16 protein-coding genes and 3 pseudogenes are annotated in these 20,715 nt (G+C 55.4%); 13 read left to right on the forward strand and 6 right to left on the reverse strand.

All coding sequences use genetic code 11. From position 1 onward, the window contains the following. Window positions 1-580: pseudogene (locus tag BG55_RS05735) on the reverse strand (hypothetical protein); the annotation flags it as partial. A 578-nt stretch (window positions 581-1,158) separates the two neighbouring features. On the opposite strand from BG55_RS05735, the gene BG55_RS05740 reads away from it, so the two are divergent. Then, complete coding sequence (locus BG55_RS05740) at window positions 1,159-2,154, forward strand: glycosyltransferase domain-containing protein (RefSeq protein WP_235192724.1); 996 nt, start codon at window positions 1,159-1,161, stop codon at window positions 2,152-2,154. A 146-nt stretch (window positions 2,155-2,300) separates the two neighbouring features. Here BG55_RS05740 and BG55_RS05745 read toward each other — a convergent pair whose 3' ends face one another. Beyond that, window positions 2,301-3,449, reverse strand: coding sequence for an acyltransferase family protein (locus tag BG55_RS05745; protein ID WP_034935359.1), 1,149 nt, complete (start codon window positions 3,447-3,449; stop codon window positions 2,301-2,303). A gap of 268 nt (window positions 3,450-3,717) precedes the next feature. On the opposite strand from BG55_RS05745, the gene dacD reads away from it, so the two are divergent. Continuing rightward, window positions 3,718-4,884 (forward strand): serine-type D-Ala-D-Ala carboxypeptidase DacD, encoded by a 1,167-nt coding sequence (dacD, locus tag BG55_RS05750; RefSeq protein ID WP_034935361.1) that lies wholly within the window; start codon window positions 3,718-3,720, stop codon window positions 4,882-4,884. An 87-nt stretch (window positions 4,885-4,971) separates the two neighbouring features. Here the strand turns inward: dacD and BG55_RS05755 are convergent, their stop codons facing one another. After that, window positions 4,972-6,219, reverse strand: a complete 1,248-nt coding sequence (locus BG55_RS05755) for an NAD(P)/FAD-dependent oxidoreductase (protein WP_034935385.1) — start codon at window positions 6,217-6,219, stop codon at window positions 4,972-4,974. A 193-nt stretch (window positions 6,220-6,412) separates the two neighbouring features. Here BG55_RS05755 and BG55_RS05760 point away from each other — a divergent pair, with 193 nt between their 5' ends. The 11 genes and pseudogenes from BG55_RS05760 (at window position 6,413) to BG55_RS05810 (ending at window position 17,005) form a co-directional block, all read left to right on the forward strand. After that, window positions 6,413-7,207, forward strand: a complete 795-nt coding sequence (locus tag BG55_RS05760) for a sulfite exporter TauE/SafE family protein (protein WP_034935362.1) — start codon at window positions 6,413-6,415, stop codon at window positions 7,205-7,207. Window positions 7,208-7,314: 107 nt separating this feature from the next. Beyond that, complete coding sequence (gene blh / locus BG55_RS05765; protein WP_034935364.1) at window positions 7,315-8,610, forward strand: bifunctional sulfur transferase/dioxygenase Blh; 1,296 nt, start codon at window positions 7,315-7,317, stop codon at window positions 8,608-8,610. Window positions 8,611-8,613: 3 nt separating this feature from the next. Continuing rightward, window positions 8,614-9,033, forward strand: coding sequence for a YeeE/YedE family protein (locus tag BG55_RS05770; RefSeq protein WP_034935366.1), 420 nt, complete (start codon window positions 8,614-8,616; stop codon window positions 9,031-9,033). Between the two features lie 12 nt (window positions 9,034-9,045). Next, window positions 9,046-9,465, forward strand: coding sequence for a DUF6691 family protein (locus BG55_RS05775; protein ID WP_034935367.1), 420 nt, complete (start codon window positions 9,046-9,048; stop codon window positions 9,463-9,465). A 192-nt stretch (window positions 9,466-9,657) separates the two neighbouring features. Further along, window positions 9,658-9,924, forward strand: a complete 267-nt coding sequence (locus tag BG55_RS05780) for a type II toxin-antitoxin system TacA family antitoxin (RefSeq protein ID WP_034935368.1) — start codon at window positions 9,658-9,660, stop codon at window positions 9,922-9,924. After that, window positions 9,912-10,427 (forward strand): GNAT family N-acetyltransferase, encoded by a 516-nt coding sequence (locus BG55_RS05785; protein WP_034935369.1) that lies wholly within the window; start codon window positions 9,912-9,914, stop codon window positions 10,425-10,427. The genes BG55_RS05780 and BG55_RS05785 overlap by 13 nt, the downstream gene beginning before the upstream one ends. Before the next feature lie 390 nt (window positions 10,428-10,817). Next, a complete protein-coding gene (locus BG55_RS05790) occupies window positions 10,818-11,876 on the forward strand; it encodes an FUSC family protein (protein WP_034935370.1) in 1,059 nt (352 codons plus the stop codon). Between the two features lie 149 nt (window positions 11,877-12,025). Then, on the forward strand, window positions 12,026-12,346 hold the full coding sequence (locus BG55_RS05795; protein WP_034935372.1) for a DUF496 family protein: 321 nt from the start codon (window positions 12,026-12,028) through the stop codon (window positions 12,344-12,346). Window positions 12,347-12,607: 261 nt separating this feature from the next. Further along, window positions 12,608-14,038: an EmmdR/YeeO family multidrug/toxin efflux MATE transporter gene (locus BG55_RS05800; RefSeq protein WP_052018710.1), complete on the forward strand. Its 1,431-nt coding sequence runs from the start codon at window positions 12,608-12,610 to the stop codon at window positions 14,036-14,038. Between the two features lie 149 nt (window positions 14,039-14,187). Next, the gene (locus BG55_RS05805) at window positions 14,188-15,369 is read left to right on the forward strand and encodes an isochorismate synthase (RefSeq protein ID WP_034935379.1); all 1,182 of its coding nucleotides are present in this window, start codon (window positions 14,188-14,190) and stop codon (window positions 15,367-15,369) included. A 202-nt stretch (window positions 15,370-15,571) separates the two neighbouring features. Beyond that, window positions 15,572-17,005, forward strand: a pseudogene (locus BG55_RS05810) (glycoside hydrolase family 1 protein). Window positions 17,006-17,111: 106 nt separating this feature from the next. Here the strand turns inward: BG55_RS05810 and BG55_RS23185 are convergent. From BG55_RS23185 to BG55_RS05820, 3 genes and pseudogenes are all read right to left on the reverse strand, one after another. Beyond that, the gene (locus BG55_RS23185; protein ID WP_235192726.1) at window positions 17,112-18,389 is read right to left on the reverse strand and encodes a salicylate synthase; all 1,278 of its coding nucleotides are present in this window, start codon (window positions 18,387-18,389) and stop codon (window positions 17,112-17,114) included. A gap of 69 nt (window positions 18,390-18,458) precedes the next feature. Beyond that, window positions 18,459-20,033: pseudogene (locus BG55_RS23190) on the reverse strand ((2,3-dihydroxybenzoyl)adenylate synthase); the annotation flags it as partial. An 11-nt stretch (window positions 20,034-20,044) separates the two neighbouring features. Then, window positions 20,045-20,715: thioesterase II family protein (locus BG55_RS05820; RefSeq protein ID WP_235192725.1), on the reverse strand; the 671-nt coding region annotated here is incomplete at its 5' end.

Genomic DNA, 20,715 nt, shown 5'->3' on the forward strand with positions numbered 1-20,715 from the left:
GGTTTAACGCCCGCTTCAGATTCTCATACTGTCGGAATTTAACCGTATAGCGCGCAAGGGATTTTAACAGCGGTTTATTGACCAGCTCTTTTAGCTGACTGAGCAACTGATTACGCTCGACGAAAAACTGCTGGCCGATCAGGGTGCCTTGAGTGCGGAACTGGTTCTGGTAGCTGACCTCAATTTTTTTCAGGGTCTGCTCAATGGCCCTGAAATAGCGTTCTCCGACATCGCCCGCGGTGCTGAAAATCTTGTCTCCGGCACCGGTCAGCGCGGCAATCAGCCCGTAATGTCGGTGCATAAAACCGGCGTCGTCACTATTAACGCCGATAAATGCGGCATTGGTTTTATTCTTAGCCTGTCTCAGCGTGTTAAGCATATGCATTGTCAGCCGGGGTGGGGTATCCGGGTCAGCCACAATTAAAATCTGGCCGGGCCTGAGGTATCGGGTATCCGCGTTGAGTTTCATAAACAGCTGGGTGGCAGGGGAACGAGTGTCCCTGAACAGTTCCCGCGCCTGATAATCCAGCGGGCCGGGTCGATTCACCACACAATATCCGGGGGCTATATTACGCGCCATGCTTCCGTGCTCCGTTCGTTATTAATTAACGTTGTTGATTGCCGTCAATGGCAGTACCAGAGGTGTCGAAAAAAACTGCGGTAAATATATACAACCCGGCTGCGTTACGCAAAAAGCCTGAAGTAGCGATTCAACTCCTGTCGAGGTGCTGTTGCTCTCTGATTACGTCAATCAGTTACGGGTGTTAGCGATGATAACTCAGTTCCGGCCCCGTGCACTGATGATACAAAACACGAAGGATTGCTGTTACGTGTTATCTGAACGCAGACGGTCAGCAACTGTCGCAGACATAACGTTAATTTTTGCTGATGGTTATTTTATTGCAAATTTTAGTTCCATTATTTATTAATGAAATTTATCTGGCGGAAGATGTTTAATCCATTTTTCATATTTAAATTGATGCCATTTATTATTTTATAATTTCGGTTTTTTGTCCGGCGCTGTGAATAAAAATAATCAATTTAAGATATTGGCTATTGCTATGGTGTTAAATCTTGCATTACTTTGTGTTAAATATAAACAGAGAATGAATGAGATAATTAAATCGCTTTTTAAAGCTTGTTTTTTCTATCTTATTAATGCATTTTTGCTTAAAAGAGCAGAGGGTAGTTGCAATGCAAGAACACAAAAGCAGCATGTGCTTATATACGGTTATAATTGGTGGCTATGAAGAATTAAACGAATTGCCATCTGAAATTGCCGCAAGCAGCCTGGCAAAAATTTGTCTCACCGACGACCCCACCCTGACCAGTAAAACATGGGAAATTCGTGTGGTAAAACCAGCATTTCCTATGGATACGGTGCGTAGTCAGCGTATTTTAAAAATATTACCCCATCGTTTTCTGCCCGAATTTGAACGTTCACTGTATATCGATAATACCATCTACCTGAAACGTAACCCTGTGGAAATCATTAATACTTTCTGTGAGAACAGTGATATTTCCGTGCCTCTACACTCATTTCGCGAACACGTATATGAAGAGTTTCTGGAAGTTGCCAGAGGGGGGCTGGACGATTCCGCACGAATTTTCGAACAGATGAATCATTATCAGTTAACCCACAGTGAAGTACTGAAATTAAAACCCTACTGGTCAGCAATACTGGTTCGAAATCATATGAAAAAACATGTGATTGATTTAATGGAGAGCTGGTACCGGCAGGTTTTGAGATATAGCCGACGCGATCAACTTTCACTTAATTACGCTGAGGCAGAAACCGGCGTTAACATAAACCCAATTGAGATCGATAATTTCTCTTCAACATATCATCAGTGGCCGATTTATAAAAAAAGAGATGTCAGCAAAAGACTATGGTCGCCAGGATTGTCGGGGGGGATGACTCTTTTTGAAAAAATGGAGCAGGCTAAAAATCTGCAACTCTCTCTCGATAACAAAGTGCGTCAGCTGGTGGATGATTACGCCGAAATAAAAGAGAAATATTTACCTAAAAGAGCACCTGAAGGATTTACCCAGGAAAGATATTACCAGTTAAATCCCGATGTCGCCGCTGCCGGGGTGGACGCGGTTCAACACTATCTGAGTTTTGGCTGGCGCGAAGACCGGAAATGGAAATAGCAGTCGGCCAGAACCCGCTCCGCTGATCTCCCCGATGTTATCAGTCAGGTGCCCGGTTGTTACTCTGAGCCGGGCACCTGTTCAGCCATTAAAATAAGCCCATACCGGGCTTATCAGTTAGGCGTCAGGGCGAGGCCGCTTATCGTTCAGCTTGCCAGGTCTCGCTGCGCAGATGATGAAGACAGCACCTTCTTACCCAGCAAAATTCCCGGTTTCTCGACGAACTTAAACAGCAGGGCCGCCAGCGCATAAGTAACCGGGATGCTAATCGCGCAGACTGCTGCAAAACGCACGATATCGCTGCTGGTCGACAGGCCGGTATGACGCAGCAGCAGGGCAATGCAAGGGATCACGATCAGCAGATGCAGCAGATAAACGGAGAATGACACGTCACCCAGCCAGGTACTGAGGCGGTTATTCAGCAGGCTGCGCGGTACGGCAATCAGACGTGCGGTCACACTTCCCTCAACGTGCTGCCAGAGAATGGCCGCCATAGCTAAAATCATCACCACTTCCATCACAATTTGCAGCGGGATCGGCTGTGGTCCAATAATCACACTTGCCACCGGGCCGAGCAGGGCAAAGGCGACATAGCGCAACGCTTTGCGCCGCACCGCTTCCGCCAGCAGCATTCCCGAGATAAACATATTGAGTTTAATCAGGATCATCGAGGGCATTTCGAAGGCCAGATAATAATCCGCCAGCAGATAACGCCCCACGCAGCACAGGGCAATAATGCTAATCAGGGCGGTGGCATAGCCAAATCGCATCACCGCCAGCATGATAAACGGGAACAGCAAATAGAACTGCATCTCCAGACCAATGCTCCAGTCAGGCAGCACCGTGTTGAAACTCCAGGCGGGCAGCATTCCAAACAGAAAACTGAAGTGTGTCAGGATATTTGCCAGTGATTGATCGCTGTAACGTGAGCTTTCGGTTGAGGTTCCGGCATAAAACTGAGCGATGGTATCGCGCATTTCGCCGAACCACGGACCATAAATCAACGCCACGATCAGCAGTAAATAGTAGAGCGGGGCAATACGAAAAAAGCGGCGTGTCCAGAATTTCCTGATAGTACTGGCGCTTTGCCAGGGTTCTTTATGCTGACGTTCGACGTAGTTTTTCGCCATCAGGTAGCCGGAGAGCAGAATAAAAAGATCAACACCGATACCCGGTGAGGAAATCAGCGTGATATGACAGTGAGTCAGCAAGCTGATGTGGCCTACCAGCACCCAGAGCGATGCAATACCGCGCAGCCCTTCCAGTTCGGTGGACCAGCCCCTCGAAGAAGACATATTTAACCCTTAAGTTAGTGTTTTGCAGATAAAGGGTAAAATAGTTGTAACAATTGGCAAGCCATTATGTTCCGGAAGTAAAATTTATCAGATTATCCCTGGCACAGCCCCGCTGGGGGCTTAGCGTGGCAACAGATGAAAAAACAGCAGGGAGCAGGCGCTAATCGGCTGAAAATTAATATTTTCTTGCAATTTACTCACCCAATTTGTTACGGGATCCCGTACAACAGACTGTTTTTTTCTACAGCCGATTATTGAGGGTTTTCCGTTGAAGAAGTGCCAGTTAGTCACTACCAGTCTTTTTCTGGTCGCCGCCGCCGCGCAGGCTGAGCCAAACCCGTTAGCTTTTCCCCTTACGCCACCGGCGATTGACGCCGCATCCTGGGTGCTGATGGATGCCACTACCGGCCAGGTGCTGACGCAGGGCAACGCGGATGAACGCCGTAACCCGGCCAGTCTGACCAAGCTGATGACCGGATATGTGGTGGACAGGGCCATCGACAGCAAGCGTATTACCAGGGATGACATAGTGACGGTAGGTAAAGACGCCTGGGCTGCGGGCAATGCGGAATTCCAGGGCTCGTCGCTGATGTTTCTTAAACCGGGAGAAAAGGTATCGGTACGTGACCTCAGCCGTGGCGTAATCATCGATTCCGGCAACGATGCCTGCGTGGCGCTGGCGGATTATGTTGCCGGCAGCCAGTCAGCCTTTGTGCAGCAGATGAACCAGTATGTGCAAAAACTGGGACTGACTAACACCCATTTCGAAACGGTACACGGGCTGGATGCGCCCGGTCAGTACAGCTCTGCGGGCGATCTGGCAAAACTTTCCAGGGCGATTATCTACGGCGAGCCTGACTTCTATCAGATGTACAGTGAGAAATCCCTGACCTGGAACGGTATCACTCAGCAGAATCGTAACGGCCTGCTGTGGGATAAAACGCTGCACGTTGATGGACTGAAAACCGGGCACACGGAAACGGCCGGTTTTAACATTATTGCCTCCAGCGTTGATGGTCAGCGTCGTCTGATCGCGGTGATCATGGGCGGAAAAAGCGCCAAAGGTCGTGAAGAGCAGGCGCGGAAGCTGCTGGTATGGGGGCAGAATAATTTCGACACTATTCAGCTGTTCCATGCCGGAAAAGAGATTGGCCATGAAAACGTCTGGTATGGCAATCCTCATCAGGTGGCGGTGGGCAGTGATAAAGATGTTTATCTCGCACTGCCGCGTGACGCGGTGAAAAGAATTAAAGCGAAGTACGTTATCGACAGCAAGGATTTGCAGGCCCCGCTTAAGCTGCATCAGCAGGTCGGGACCATCCAACTGGTTGACGGCGATAAGCCGGTGGCTTCTTATCCGCTGGTCACCCTGAATGAGGTGGCGCAGGCAGGGATCATCACCCGGATTAAAGACTATTTCAGCCGGAAATTTTAAGTGGTCGGCGGCCCGTTGGGGTCGCCTTTGCTGGCTTAACGGATGACATCATCCCTTTAGCGATGCTGGCAGAACGAGCCGCCAGCGTTATTTTTTGTTGTCAGGCTGGCTGCGGGCAAACCATTCCACTCCACGCAGCATTCCACGCCAGTAAAATCGTGGCAGAAACCAGGCTTTGAGCCACCAGGCCAATCTGCCGGGCCGTGACGAATCGAGGAAAGGGAAGGTGGGTAATAACCTGTTTTCATAGCCAAACTCTGCCAGCACCACTTTGCCTTTTTCAACGGTCAGCGGGCATGAGCCATAGCCATCGTACTGTGACCGGAGTGGGTGGTGGTTAAGCAGGGCCGCAAGATTTTCTGCCACCACCACCACCTGTTTGCGTGCCGCCGCCGCCGTTTTGGCATTAGGTGTGCCACAGCAGTCGCCCACGGCAAAAATTTCAGGCCAGCGAGGGTGTTGCAGACGGTATTTATCCACATCACACCAGCCAGCCGCATCAGCCAGACCGCTGTGGGCGATAAAATCCGGCGCACTTTGTGGCGGCACCACATGGAGCATATCAAAAGGCAGCGTCACTTCCTGCGCCTGCTGGCCTTCACCGGTAAGAGAAAAGGTGGCCTGGCGGCGTTCACCGTCAACCCGAATCAGATTGTGTTGGAAATGGACCGCCGCCCGATACTTAGCCAGATAGCGTTTCAGCGGGGGAACAAACTCAGGCACGCCAAAAATCGCCTGTCCGGCAAGACAGAAACTGACGTTAATCTTTTCAAGACAGCCCTGGCGCCGCCAGTGATCGCAGGAGAGATAAAGCGCTTTCTGGGGAGCACCGGCACATTTGATGGGGACGGGTGGCTGACAAAAGACCGCATTTCCCTGCCGTAATTCCTTTACCAACTGCCAGGTATAGCTTGCCAGGTTATAACGGTAGTTGGAGGTGACGCCATTGCGCCCCAGCGTCTCCTCAAGCCCGGCTATTTTGTCCCAGCGGAGTGTCAGGCCGCAGGCAACGACCAGATAATCATAATCGAGCTTTTTACCGTTTTCTGTCTCAATATATTTATCTTCAGCCGCCACCCGGATAACTTTATCTTTAAGCCAGATAACATTATCCGGAATAACTGATTTCATTTCTCTTCGGGTTTTTCTTATATCGAAAGCGCCACCGCCGACCAGTGTCCAGGCTGGCTGATAATAATGATATTCAGCCGGTTCGATCAGCGTAATGGCTATATTTTTTATTCTCTTTTTCAGACTGGCGATAAGGCTGATCCCAGCGCTGCCGCCACCAATCACCACCAGGTGAGGAGGTCGGTTTTCATGGTTTATATTCATGCAGGTCTCCATATTATTTTTCAACATAGTAGATCCCGGCCTGGTGAAAAAGTATTTACATAGAATTTAAAGTTATAAAAAAATAATATGATAACTTTTTGCTATATATAATAGCCAAAAAGAATAAGTCGTTGACAGATTATTTTAGCCGTATTTAAATCCTTCCACTCATGCGGCAGGAATGGATGTCATCATGCAGGAAATTATCTGTTTATCCTCACACAGCATCATCCTGTTAATTGCTACGGGGGCAATGGTTGGCTTTCTTCTGGCGCTGACCGGCGGGGGAGGCTCGGTCATATGCGTTCCCCTGTTACTGTATGTGGTGAAAATACCCGATATTCATAAGGTTATTGGCACCAGCGCAATGGCGGTTGCCATCAGTGCACTGTTTAACCTCTGTGCTCATGCCCGTAAAGGCCATGTTGCCTGGGCAAAAGGGCTGGGCGTCTCATCTGTTGCCGTGCTGGGGGCGCTGACGGGGGCGGCGTTGGGGAAAGCCATCGACGGGCATTACCTGCTGATCCCCTTTGCATTACTGATGCTGGTGATTGCCAGCGTGATGCTGAGAAAAAATCGTACCTGCACCCACCCCGGAGCCGCAGATGTCATCACCTTCCCGCCCGCGTTGGTCTGGTCTGGCGTTGCCGGGACCGGGGTGATGGCGGGTTTGCTGGGGATCGGTGGCGGTTTTTTGGTGGTGCCGCTGCTGGTCTGGTTTTTTCGTCTCTCTCTGGTCAGTGCGATAGCCACATCGCTGATGGTGGTTTTTGCCATGGGAATGGCAACCAGCGTCAGTTACGCGCTGGCAGGTAAGATCTCTGTTTCGCTGACGGTCTGGCTTATTGTCGGCGGCCTGCCGGGTGGCATGCTGGGGGTGACATTTGCCAACCGGCTGAAAAAAAATGAAAAAACCATCAACACGCTCTTTTCGGTGATGCTGCTGTTGATGGCCAGTTACATGATTTTGCAGGGCCTCATCCATTAGCGAACTTCTTTGCCCGCCGCTGTGCGTTGCTGCGTTCGCCTGACGGCTTTCTCTGTGGGATGAAGCCTTTGCAAAGTCTCAATTTGTGCAGATAACAGGAACCGAAGATGGATATCCGAGAAAACAATCAACAGCTTTCGTTTGCCGGGGCGCTGAATGCTGATGATATTGCGTGGCTGAAGCAACAGGGCTACCAGCGCGTGATCAACAATCGTCCCGAAGATGAAGAGCAGAGTCCACTCAGTCATCAGCAGGAGCGCGCGCTGGTGCGGCAGTCGGGCATGGAGTATGTCTCATTACCTTTCAACTGGGACTCCCTGACGCTTGATGATGTCTTTGCCTTCCACCATCTGCTCAGGCAGGACAAGAAAACCCTGGCTCACTGCCGCAGTGGCGCGCGCTCCGCCAGCCTTTTTTTACTCTATCAACTGCACACCGGGCAGATCGACGAAGGCCGCTTCCGGCAACGCTGTCAGCAGTCGGGGGGGGATGCGGAGCGGGCGCTGGCGTGGTACGGCGGGATTGGTAAAACAGAGGCGCAGGCGGAAGTACACCCTTTCTACGAGCCGGAAAGCGGCAGCCTTCAGTATGTGATTGCCGATGCGGCAGCCCGGCGTTGCGCGATTATTGACCCGGTGCTTGATTTCGATCGCAACAGCGCCAGCGTGTCATATCAACAGGCGCAGCGCATACTGGATTTTATTGCACAGCGGCAGTGGCGGGTTTCCTGGGTACTGGATACCCATCCCCATGCCGATCACTTCTCCGCCGCCGCCTGGCTGGCGCAACAAACCGGTGCGCTGAAAGGCATCGGCGAAAAAGTGACCGAGGTGCAGGCACTGTGGCAAAAGCTTTATCACCTGAGCGATATTCCTGAACCTCACACCCTGTGGGATGCTTTATTCAGCGATGGCGACCCGTTTTATATTGGTAATCTGCGGGCGGAAGTGCTGCTTTCACCCGGTCATACTCTGGCCTCGGTGACTTACCATATTGCGGACTGTGCTTTTATTCACGATACCCTGTTTATGCCGGACAGCGGCACGGCCAGAACGGACTTTCCCGGCGGCAGCGCTGCCGCCTTATGGCAATCCGTGCAGCGTATTCTGCAACTGCCGCAGCATACCCGCCTGTTCACCGGGCATGATTACCGTCCCGGCGGGCGCGAGATGCAGTGTGAAAGTACCCTTTCACAGCAACTGAGCAGCAATCCCTGGCTGGCTGGTCAGAACGAGGCCAGCTTTATTGCCCGTCGTGAACAGCGTGATGCCACCTTGCCTCTGCCGGACTTAATGCTGATGGCGTTGCAGATTAATATCCGCGGCGGTGAACTTCCTGACCCCGAAGCCGATGGTGAGCGCTACCTGAAAATTCCCCTCAATCGTTTCCGGCGGGAAGCCTGACAGATGGTTATCGATCTGCAACACTTCACGCCGTTTCACAGTGTGGCCGGGGGCATCCTGATTGGCGCTGCCGCCGGGATACTGATTATTTTTTGCGGGCGCATCATGGGCATCAGCGGCATTATCGGCGGCTTACTCCCCGCTTCGTGGTCAGAACAACAGTGGCGTATCGCCTTCCTGGCGGGCGTTCTGCTGGCCCCGGTAGTTTTTTCGTTGTTTGCCACCCTGCCGGAGATCACGGTTAACACCTCATGGGGACGATTGATGGTGGCCGGACTGCTGGTTGGCGTTGGTACAAGACTGGGTTCGGGCTGTACCAGCGGTCACGGCGTCTGCGGCCTGTCCCGACTCTCATTACGTTCGCTGGTCGCCACGCTGATTTTTATGGCGACGGCGATGCTGGTGGTTGGTTTCATGCCTTAAACAGGAGGCAGAATGAAAATGCTTGTTTCCCTGCTTTGCGGGCTGTTGTTTGGCTGCGGGCTGATTATCAGCGGGATGGCGAATCCGGCGAAGGTACTGGGTTTTCTGGACATTACCCGGTTATGGGACCCGTCCCTGGCGCTGGTAATGGCTGGGGCGGTAGTGGTTGGATTGACCGCTTTTCGTCTGGCGGCCAGGCGGGGGCGGCCGGTTCTCGGCGGCAGCATGAATCTTCCGGTTGCCGTGCGGCCGGACTGGCGTCTGATTGCGGGTGCGCTGCTGTTTGGCACCGGCTGGGGCCTGGCGGCGATCTGTCCGGGTCCGGCGCTGATCCTGCTGGCCAGCGGCGTAACGAAGGGGGCGCTGTTCGTGCTGGCGATGCTGGCAGGAATGGGGCTTTATCACTGGCTGGCACGTTATCTGCCTGCGTAGCACAGGCTTTGCTGCATCCTGCTGACGAAATGGCACTTTTACTGCGAATCGAAAGTGCCCTGTACCATTCGCTCTGTCAGTTAATTCATTTAATTGAATTCATTCCTTAAAGCGAAAGAGTTGAATCTGTATAGCGTTTGCTACATGCAGGGTGTAGACTACGTATATTAATTGCTATACAAGGAGTGCCCGGTGAAATCTAATGTTCAGCTTAATATTCGTGCCAAAGAAGCTCAGAGGGCACTGATCGATACAGCGGCAGACATTCTCCACAAGTCACGCACCGACTTTATTCTTGAGATGGCCTGCCAGGCAGCTGAAAACGTCATTCTTGATCGACGGACATTTAATCTCAATGATGATCAATATGCGGAATTTATCGCTATGCTCGATGCGCCCGTTACTGCAAATCCGGCATTAGATGCATTAATGGCGAGAAAACCTCAGTGGGAAAAGTAACAGCACCAACCCCGTTGGATTCTTCACATATTCTTTCAGCATTTAACTGTGGAGAAGATTCGCTGGATGAGTGGCTCAAAAACCGGGGATTAAAAAATCAGTCTGGTGGTGCGGCCAGGACCTTTGTTACCAGGACCTTTGTTATATGCAGGGAACAATGTTCTGAGGTGGTGGGTTTCTATTCTTTAGCGACTGGTAGCGTGACTCATGCCGTTGCTACCGGGGGTATAAGACGAAATATGCCTGATCCCATCCCTGTTATCATTCTGGCGCGTCTGGCAGTTGATGTGAGTTTCCACGGTACAGGCCTGGGTGCAGACCTGCTGCATGATGCGATTATGCGCATTCATCGGGTAGCTGAGAATATTGGAGTAAGAGCAGTGATGGTTCATGCTTTGTCTGCTGCTGCAAAACAGTTTTATCTTCATCACGTGTTTACTCCTTCAACCACACAGAAAAACACGCTTTTTCTCCGCCTGCCTGCGGTTATTTCTGCCAGCTGAATGCATTAATTTCCGTCTGAAATTATGCCGGTTCAGCCAGATTGCCTGAAGCTTTAGTTGATGAGAGTAATCAGCCTGTTCAATAAAGAGAAAGCCTTCTGGTCGTCAGAGCGATAAATTGTTACTGCACTCAGTCGTCATGTCTGGCGACGTACTCGTTTTCTGTCCCCAACCCTTCAGACAACCCGACGGAAGAAAATTTGTTACATCAGGTAACTATGCAGAAGACCCATCCGCGCTTTTTCAACGGAGTGACAGGCGCTGGCATAAAACCATAGCCTGAGAGCGCGTCATTTATTTTCCGGCAACCATTTTTCAGATAACTGGGATCAATCTTCCGGAAATTTTATAGGGTATGATCGCGGCGGTTAACTAGCTCAGGAGAGTGCTTTGCGCCCCGACAAGCCGCTGACGGCCCTCGAATTCACGCTTTATCGCAACTATCGCATCGTGCATGGCATTCGCATTGCGCTGGCGTTTGTGCTGACTTTTTTGCTGGTGCGCCTGCTGCACATCCCGGAAGGCACCTGGCCGCTGATCACCCTGGTGGTGGTGATGGGGCCGGTATCATCCTGGGGGAACGTGCTGCCGCGCGCCGTACAGCGCATCGGTGGCACCGTATTTGGTTCCGTTTCTGGTCTGATCGCGCTGAAGCTGGAGTTATTCTCGCTGCCCGTCATGCTGCTCTGGTGCACGGTGGTGATGTTTATCTGCGGGTTTCTGACCCTGGGTAAACATCCGTATATGGCGTTGCTGATCGGGATCACGCTGGCGGTGATTTGTGGTGCGCCGCCGGGTGACATGAACACCGCGCTGTGGCGGGGTGGGGATGTGGTGCTTGGCTCGCTGCTGGCGTTACTGTTTACCAGCATCTTCCCGCAGAAAGCCTGGATCCACTGGCGAATCAAGCTGTCTGATTCTCTGCTGGAGACGGCAAAAATTTATCATGCCGGTTTTTCACCGAATCTGGTGGAAAAACCACGTCTGAACCGGCCATTACAGCGTCTGCTGACCGGCGTGGTGAAGATGCGCGCGCTGATTGAACCTTCCAGTAAAGAGACCCGCACGCCGCGTTCGGTGTTTGAGGGTATTCAGACCCTGAACCGTAACCTGGTCTGCACGCTGGAGCTGATGATCAACGCCTGCTGGGCTTCACGGCAGAGTCATCTGATTATGCTACATGCCCCGACGCTGCGGCGTACCCAACAGATGACCGAGAGCACCCTGCGGGCGCTGTCGGCCGCGGTGATTGATGGCAATACCGATAACATCGCCGCAAACGGCGCGGTGCTGGCGGATATCAGCCGTGAACTGCGGCAACTTATCAAAGAATCCAGCGATGATGAGCTGGTGGAGACCCCCATCCACGGCTATGTCTGGCTGAATCTGGAGATGGCCGGGCAGCTGGAAAGGCTGTCCGATCTTATCCGGCTGGCCCTGCGTAAATAAATGATTTGCATAACTTACTGCGGGCGAAGCCGCTTCGCGCTAAGATAGCGGCAGTCCGACTCGATATTGCTCCTGGCTGCGGTAAGCCGTTAAGCTAAGAGCGACGATAACAACGCCTGTACAAGCAGGCCTGAATAAAAGGTGTCTCCATGGAAAATGCAAAGCAATCATTTCAGGACGTGCTGGAGTTCGTCCGCATGTTTCGCCGTAAGAATAAGCTGCAACGCGAAATCCACGACAACGAGAAAAAGATCCGCGATAACCAGAAACGTGTCCTGCTGCTGGACAACCTGAGCGAGTACATCAAGCCCGGCATGAGCATCGAAGCCATTCAGGAAATTATCAGCAGTATGCGCAGTGACTATGAAGACCGCGTCGATGACTACATCATCAAAAACGCCGATCTGTCGAAAGAGCGCCGCGACCTGTCGAAAAAACTGAAGGCGATGGGCGAGCCAAAAGCACACTGACAGTGCGACAACGGAGGGCGGTCATCGCCCTTCGTTTATTTCAGCCGATGACAGCCAGCCTGAGAATCAGCCTCTCCCCCTCTCTGAAGTCAACCCCTGCTGAGTGGTAGCGCGTTCAGCCATCCCAATTTTCTCTGGATCGAAGTAATGCACGGCGTTCGCCATGCGGCGAGAAAATCACGAAAAAGCCTTTGCATATTCCGCAGGCTTTAACCATCATTTGCCTTAGCCCTCTCATCACTTTCCTCTTTTCTGACTGGAATGATCTTGCAAAACTTCAGAGTGACTCTGCATCAGGCAATCAGGCATTCGGCATGGTATCCAAAAAGACACTCCTCGCGGGTTTTGTTCTGGCGTGAGATCACGCCCCTGGCGGTGCCGATTTTTTTTGAAAACCTTTGCGTCCTGCTGATGGGGGTGCTCAGCACCTTTCTGGTGAGCTGGCTGGGTAAAGAGGCGATGGCCGGTGTCGGGCTGGCCGACAGCTTTAATATCGTCATTATCTCCTTCTTTGCCGCCATTGATCTCGGCACCACCGTCGTGGTGGCATTCAGTCTGGGCAAGCTTAACCGCGAACGGGCGCAGGCGGCGGCCCGGCAGTCGCTGGTGCTGATGACACTGTTTGCCATTCTGCTGGCGACGGGCATTGAGTTTTTTGGTGAGCAGATTATCGACCTGATTGCGGGCAGTGCTGAACCGAAAGTCAAAGCGCTGGCGCTGATTTACCTCAATATTACCGCCTGGAGTTATCCGGCGGCGGCCATCGCGCTGATTGGTTGCGGCGCGCTGCGTGGTGCGGGCAATACGAAAATCCCGATGCTGATCAATGGCGGCATGAATATCCTGAATATTATTTTCAGCACCGCGCTGATTTACGGCTGCTTTGGCTGGAAGGGGATGGGTTTTGCCGGAGCCGGGCTGGGGCTGACGCTGTCACGCTATGTCGGTGCGGCGGCGGTGATTTACGTGCTGATGATTGGGTTCAACCCGCAGCTGAAAATTACCCTGCGCAGCTACTTTTCGCGGCTGAATACCAGCATTCTGATGGAGGTGCTGGGTATCGGGGTGCCTGCCAGCGTTGAATCGGTGCTGTTCAACGGCGGCAAATTACTCACTCAGGTGTTCGTCGCCGGTATGGGAACCGATGTGATCGCCGGGAATTTCATCGCCTTTTCCATTGCCTCAATGATTAACCTGCCGGGTAACGCCCTGGGTTCTGCCGCCACCATCATCGTCGGCACCCGACTGGGGAAAGGTCAGCTCGGTCAGCCTGAACGCCAGCTGCGGCATATCTTCTGGCTGTCATCAATTGGCCTCTGTTTCCTGGCGCTGCTCTCTGTGCCTTTAGCTGGCGTGTTGGCCGCTTTCTATACCCGCGAGGAGGATGTTATCCACGTGGTGAAGATACTCATCTGGATGAATGCCGCCTTTATGCCGTTCTGGGCGGCCTCCTGGGTGCTTCCCGCCGGACTGAAGGGCGCGCGGGATGCCCGCTTCACCATGTGGGTATCCATGCTGGGCATGTGGGGAGGCCGTATTGTTTTCGGCTACCTGCTTGGGGTGGTACTGGGATTTGGCGTGGTGGGCATCTGGCTGGGGATGTTCCTCGACTGGATCATTCGCGGTGCCTTCTTTTACCGCCGGATGACCAGCCGGCGCTGGCTGTGGAAATATCTTAAACCGGCCGCCTGATGCCTGCCTGGCAGAGTGCCGCTGCCCGGCCAAATCCGGCCTGCAGCCGGGCGAACCAGGCACCCCATGGCGGATTAAGCGTGTCGATGGGCGTTGCTGGCGGCGTGGTCGCCCGCAGCGATAATAGTTAACCATTACGGGAGGCCTTCATGGAGACAGACATCGCGGCAGACGCGCGATGCTTATCCGTTGCAACCGCCAGCCAGAGTTTCTTCTTTACCTCACCGTGGAAAAGCCTCAGCGCGGAAGGACGATTTATCAGCGTGACAACCCCCGCCTGGCAGGGGGATGACCTGCATGGGACGTTTCAGCAGGCAGTGCGCGCTGCCTTTACTGCCGCCAGACAGGCAGGTATTGCCCGTCCTCTGCTGGTGGGCGCAGTCCCCTTCGATACCCGGCAGCCATCGGCACTGTTTATTCCCCGGCAGACCCGGTTCTTCAGCCGCCAGCCATGTTCACCGCAAATCGATGGCCTGCCAGCGCCTGAAATCACCGCCTGCCGTGCGCTACCGGAGAAAGCGCCGTTTATGGCGATGGTGGCGCAGGCGATCTCCGCCACCGCCCGTCCCGGCCTGGAGAAAGTGGTGCTGTCGCGACTGCTCGATATCACCACCGCGCAGCCGGTGCGGCCTGAGCAGATCCTCAACCGGCTGATGGCGCAGAACCCCGACGGCTACCATTTTTACCTGCCGCTGGCCGATGGCAGTACCCTGCTGGGGGCCAGCCCGGAGCTGCTACTACGTAAATCCGCTGAGCATTTCTCCTCGCTGCCGCTGGCCGGTACGGCCCGTCGCGATAGGCACAGCCCGGAACGGGATGAGGCGACTGGCAGGCAGCTGATGCAATCGCAGAAAGACCGTCACGAACATCAACTGGTGACCCGGGCGATGCAGCAGTTGCTTCAGCCGCGCAGTACCGCGTTCGCCATCGCGCAGCAGCCGCAGCTTGTCTCCACCCCGACCCTGTGGCATCTGGCCACGCCGATTGAGGGTGAAGTGCGTTCGCCGCAGGAAACCGCGCTGTCGCTGGCCTGCCTGCTGCATCCGACGCCTGCATTAAGCGGTTACCCCCATGCGGCGGCCCGGCAGTGGATTGCCCGGCTGGAACCCTTTGAGCGGAAACTGTTTGGCGGCATGGTCGGCTGGTGCGACGAAGAAGGCAACGGTGAGTGGGTGGTGACCATTCGTTGCGCTACCCTGGCAGGCCGGCATATCCGGCTGTTTGCCGGTGCGGGCATCGTTCCGGCGTCCTCACCCGAAGCCGAATGGCACGAAACCGGCAACAAACTCAATACCCTGTTGCAGGTTTTAGGCCTGCAACCGCAGGGCTGAAAAGGGCAGGCGTGCACAGCGAGCCGTTCAGCCGTTTTATGGCGCGGGCATCTGGCCAGATGAGGATGCCCGTTAAGTGAGATGCCCGCAGCTTGATCGCTGGCGGATAATCTGTTGCCAGTTTGCTTTACAATCACCGGTTCGGGAGGTGTCGGGTTACCGACGACACGCTGATTAAACAGGATTTAAGACAGGAGTGGTTATGAAACAACGTTTTCCCGAAGGTTTTATGTGGGGCGGTGCCACCGCCGCCAATCAGGTTGAAGGGGCTTATGACGAGGATGGCAAAGGGCTGTCGATTGTCGATACCATCCCCGGCGGCAAATCACGGCTGAAGATCGTGGCCTCAGCAGATTTTGACTTTACCCTGGAGCCGGAACATTACACCTATCCCAATCATCAGGCGATCGACCACTATCACCGCTTTGGCGAGGATATTGCGCTCTTCGCAGAGATGGGCTTCAAATGCTATCGCTTCTCCATTGCCTGGAGCCGTATCTATCCGAACGGCGTCGAACAGCAGCCCAATGAGGCGGGCCTGCGCCACTACGATCGGGTGATTGCCACCTGTCGTGACCACGGTATTGAGCCGGTGATCACTATTTCTCACTACGAAATGCCGCTGCATCTGGCGAAAGCTTTCGGCGGCTGGAAAAACCGCGAGGTGATCGGGCACTTTGCCCGTTTTGCTGAAACGCTGCTGACGCGCTACGGGCAGCAGGTGAAATACTGGATGACCTTCAACGAAATCAACAGCGCGGCGCATTTCCCGATGATGAGTCAGAGCCTGACGGTCAAAACCGGCGCGCTGGAGGCACAGGCGAAGTACCAGGCGTGGCACAACCAGTTTGTTGCCAGCAGCATGGCGGTAAAAATGGCCCATCAGATCAATCCGCAGATCCGCATCGGCTGCATGATCCTCTATGCCACCGCCTACGCTTACGACTGTAATCCGCTCAACCAGCTGGCGACGCTGAAGCAGAATCAGGCGTTTAATTTCTACTGCGCGGACGTGCAGGCGGGCGGCAGATATCCCTACTATGCGCAAAGCCTGTGGCAGTCACTGGGGGTGAAGCTGGATATTCAGCCTGGCGACCTGCAACTGATGGCGGAAAACACGGTGGACTACATCGGCTTCAGCTACTAAATGTCCACCACGGTAAACAAAAGCCAGCCGACCGATGAGGCGCAGGGCAATCTTCTGGGCGGCGCGCGCAACCCCTTCCTGGAGGCCAGCGACTGGGGCTGGGAAATCGACCCGACCGGGCTGCGTATTGCGTTGAACCAGCTGTATGACCGCTATCAGAAACCGCTGTTTATCGTGGAAAACGGTCTGGGCGCGGTGGATAAGCCGGATGCTGACTTTAACATTGCTGATGACTATCGGATCAACTACCTGCGACAGCATATCCTGGCGATGGCCGACGCCATTGACGATGGCGTGGAGCTGATGGGGTACACGCCTTGGGGCTGTATCGATCTGGTCAGCATGTCCACCGGGGAGATGAGCAAGCGCTACGGCTTTATTTATGTCGATCTGGACGACAACATGTCCGGCAGCGGCGACAGGTATAAAAAGAAATCCTTTTACTGGTATCAGCAGGTGATCGCCAGTAACGGCCAGCAGCTGGCGTAACCCAGCGCAGACGGCTGCCGTATTCAGCGACGGCAGCCGCACTGTTGCCGGGTTGGTCAGCGAGCATCCGGGTTAAACCACGGCATCCTCGCTGCAAACCCTTTCCTCACACCGTTATCTCTGCGGCGAACAGCCAGGGTGCTACGGAACTCAGTTTTTCACTGGTCTCCTCCCATTCCCGCTCTGGCGTTGATTGCGCCACCAGTCCGGCTCCGGCGCGCAGCCAGTAACGATCGCCATCACCATAAGCGGAACGCAGCACCAGCGCGGCGTCCAGCGATCCGTCACAGTCGGCGATCAGCACGCAGCCACTGTACAGCCCGCGCTTTTCCTGCTCATAGCGGCGAATACTCTCCAGCGCCGCCTGCTTGGGAATACCGGATGCGGTGACCGCCGGGAACAGCGTGGTAAACGCCTGCCAGGGCGAGGCATCATCCGCCAGCACGCCGCTGACCTGCGAAGCCAGATGTTGAACGCTACCGCGTTCCAGCACCTGCATAAAGCCGTTTACCGTCACGCTGCCTGCCCGACAAACCTGCTCCATCTCTTCGGTTGCCAGCCTCACCGACACCGCATGTTCCGCAATCTCCTTATTGTCACAGAGTAACTGCTGGCGCAGCGCGGCATTTGCGGCGGCATCGGCGGTCAGCGCGCGGGTGCCCGCCAGCGGTTGCGTGGTCACCCGGCGGCTGGCATCCACCGCCACCACAATTTCCGGGCTGAAGCCATAGGCCTGCTCGCCCGGCTGTTGCAACAGGAATGAACGGGCTGGCGTATTGAACTGCCGACCGGCGTAGTAGCTCGCCACCATATCCAGCGGCATCTTCAGCTCGGCACAGCGCGAGAGGATCACCTTCTGATAAAGCCCCTGCTGCATATCACCTAGCGCTGACGCCACCTGTTGCTGGTACATCTGCTGTCCCTCGGCGCGTACATCAACGCTCAGCGGGATGCTACAGGCGGGCAGCGGCTGTTGTCGGGCTTCCGCCAGCAGCGCGGCCAGCCAGGCTGAATCTTCGTCATTCAGCGCACGCAGATCCGCCGTCCCGGGGCGCAGGCGGATCTCGTAGCGGGGAAGCGTGAGGCGCATAACGGTTGCCGACGGCTGACGCGGTGCCACACCGCAGGTGAGATACGACAGCTCAAAATCGGCGCGACCATAGGCCCGCCAGCCGCTGTAAGGCACCGTCGCCAGCGCCTGTTCAATACCTGTGGCGACAGAGGCGGCCTGCCAGTGCCCGCCATCGCTGCGTTGCACCGCGCCGTTGGCCCCGACGGTGATGTCCATCACCGCGCCGATCCCCAGCGCCCACTCGCCGTGGCGTTCATACAGCGTGAAGGTATGATTTTGCTGCCGCAGATGCCCGGCCAGCTTCACCGCCATCTGGAACGGCGGTTCACTGAGTGCCAGCAGGGTTGACTGATAATGCTGAAGGTGAGCGGGCGTGGCTGCGCGCTGCACGGCGAGCGCCACCAGCCGACGCTTATCGATTTTTCTCGCTGCCGTCAGCGGCCATTCCGCGATGCGTTCAATCTGATCGGGAATTTTATAGTGGCTGATACCCCGTTGGCGCAGCTCTGCTTTGATCTGCGCCGGATCAAGGTGCTGTTCCCCGCTGTTAATAAAGACACAGATGCGTTCGCCGGTCAGCGAATCCGGCACGCCGACCGCCACCGCAGCATGCACGCCGTGCAGTGCGCTAATCGCTTCCTCCACCTCGGCGGCGGAAATTTTTTCTCCGGCGCGGTTGATCTGCTCTTTAATGCGCCCTTCGACAATCAGATTGCCCTGCGGGTCGCGACGCACCAGGTCGCCGGAACAGTAAAACCCGTCAGCGGTGAAGGCCGTCGCGTTGTGCTCCGGGGCGCGAAAATAGCCGCGAATGGTGTAAGGCCCGCGCGTCAACAGCTGACCGGTTTTGCCCTCTGCCACCTCACGGCCATCTTCATCCACAATACGAATCTCATCCTGCGGCGACAGCGGGCGTCCCTGGGTATGTATGATGGCATCCGGTGTATCGTCCAGCCGGGTATAGCACAGCAACCCTTCAGCCATACCGAACACCTGTTGCAGCTGGCAGCCGAGCACGGTTATCAGCTGTTGTGCCAGTCCGGCCTCCAGCCGTGCGCCGCCAACCTGCACCACCCGCAGGCTGGAAAGGTCGCTGTCTTCCCATTCCCGTCCTTCCACCCACAGCTTAGCCAGCGGCGGCACCAGCGCCACATGGGTGACGCGTTGCTGTGCAATCAGCGGCATCGCCTCATCACAGCTGGCCGAGGTGGTGGTGACCACGGTTGCGCCGCACTGCCAGGCCCCCAGTACGCCGGGCGAGGCGAGGGTAAAATTGTGCGCGGCGGGCAGCACCGCCAGAAAGACCGTGCTGCTGTCAAATCCACACACCCGGGCAGAGGCGGTGAAGTTGTAGAAATAGTCACCGTGCGTGCGGGGGATCAGCTTGGGCGTGCCGGTGGTGCCGCCGGAAAGCAGCAGCAGCGCGGTATCCTCCGGCGCGGGCTGCGGCCAGGGACAGGCCGTGCCGTCCAGTTCCGCGAGGCTCAGCACCGATGGCTCCGTATCGCTGCCCGCACCGTCGGTGACAATCAGCCGCAGCGAGGGGTGTTGCTGCCGCATCCGGGTGGCGATTTCCAGCCACTCTTCGCCGTCAGGAATAAACAGCGCCACCGGCGATGCCAGCGCGCTTAACGCAGCAATATCCTGTTCGCGCTGGTTTGGCATCGCCATCACCGGGATGGCCCCCAGCCGCAGCAGGGCGAAGAACACCAGAAAGAATCCCGGCGTGTTGGGCATCTGTACCATCGCCGGATCGCCCGCGCGTAGCCCGGCAGCATACAGACCGGCGGCAATCGCCTCGCTGCGTTGATGCAGTTGCTGATAAGAGAGGCGCTGCTGATGTTCATCCACCAGCGCCGTGCGCGAACCATATTGTTGTGCCCAGCGTGCCAGACAGCGCCCAAGGGGAACTGCCTGGGTGGTCTGAGGGAGAGAGGAAACCGCGATGTCGCTCATGACTCTGTTCCTTACCTGAAAGTGCATGCATCCGCATGTGAATCGCCCGTATCAAAGCAGCGCCTGATGTGTTCAAGAAATGCGGCGGGACGCCGCGTGATATAAAAATGGTCACCCGCCACGGAAACCGGGCCGTGGTGACAGCGCAGCCACGCCTGCCAGGCCGCGACCTCGTTTGCGCTGGCTTCCGCATCCGCGCTGCCGCACACCAGAAGCGTAGGCGTCTGCAACCGCTCAGCGGGTTGCGGCAGCCGGGGGTCATGCCAGGCCTCGGTGGCGGTAAAATCCGCCCGCAGCATCGGCATGAAAACCGGCCACAATGTCGGCTCATCGATCAGCTCCTGCGCACAGCCGCCCATCGCCACCAGTTGGGCGATAAACTCCGCGTCGGCAAGGTGGCTGATGGGACGACGTCCGCGAAGATGCGGGGCATGGCAGCCGGACAGCACCAGCCCACGCGGCGGCGTGTTGCGCTGCTCCAGCCGACGACAGGCGGCAAATGCCACCTGCGCGCCCATACTGTGGCCGACAATAATCAGCTGCCGTGGCGGCCATTGAGTGAAGCAGGGCTGTTGCAGCAGATCGTCGGCAAGGGCATCGATGCTGGTGGCACAGGTTTCTCTCATCCGGTGATCGCGCCCCGGCCATACCGCCAGTGACATGCTGGTACCGGCGGGCAGAC

It is taken from the genome of Erwinia mallotivora, from assembly GCF_000590885.1.
GTDB classification, from domain to species: Bacteria; Pseudomonadota; Gammaproteobacteria; order Enterobacterales; family Enterobacteriaceae; genus Erwinia; species Erwinia mallotivora.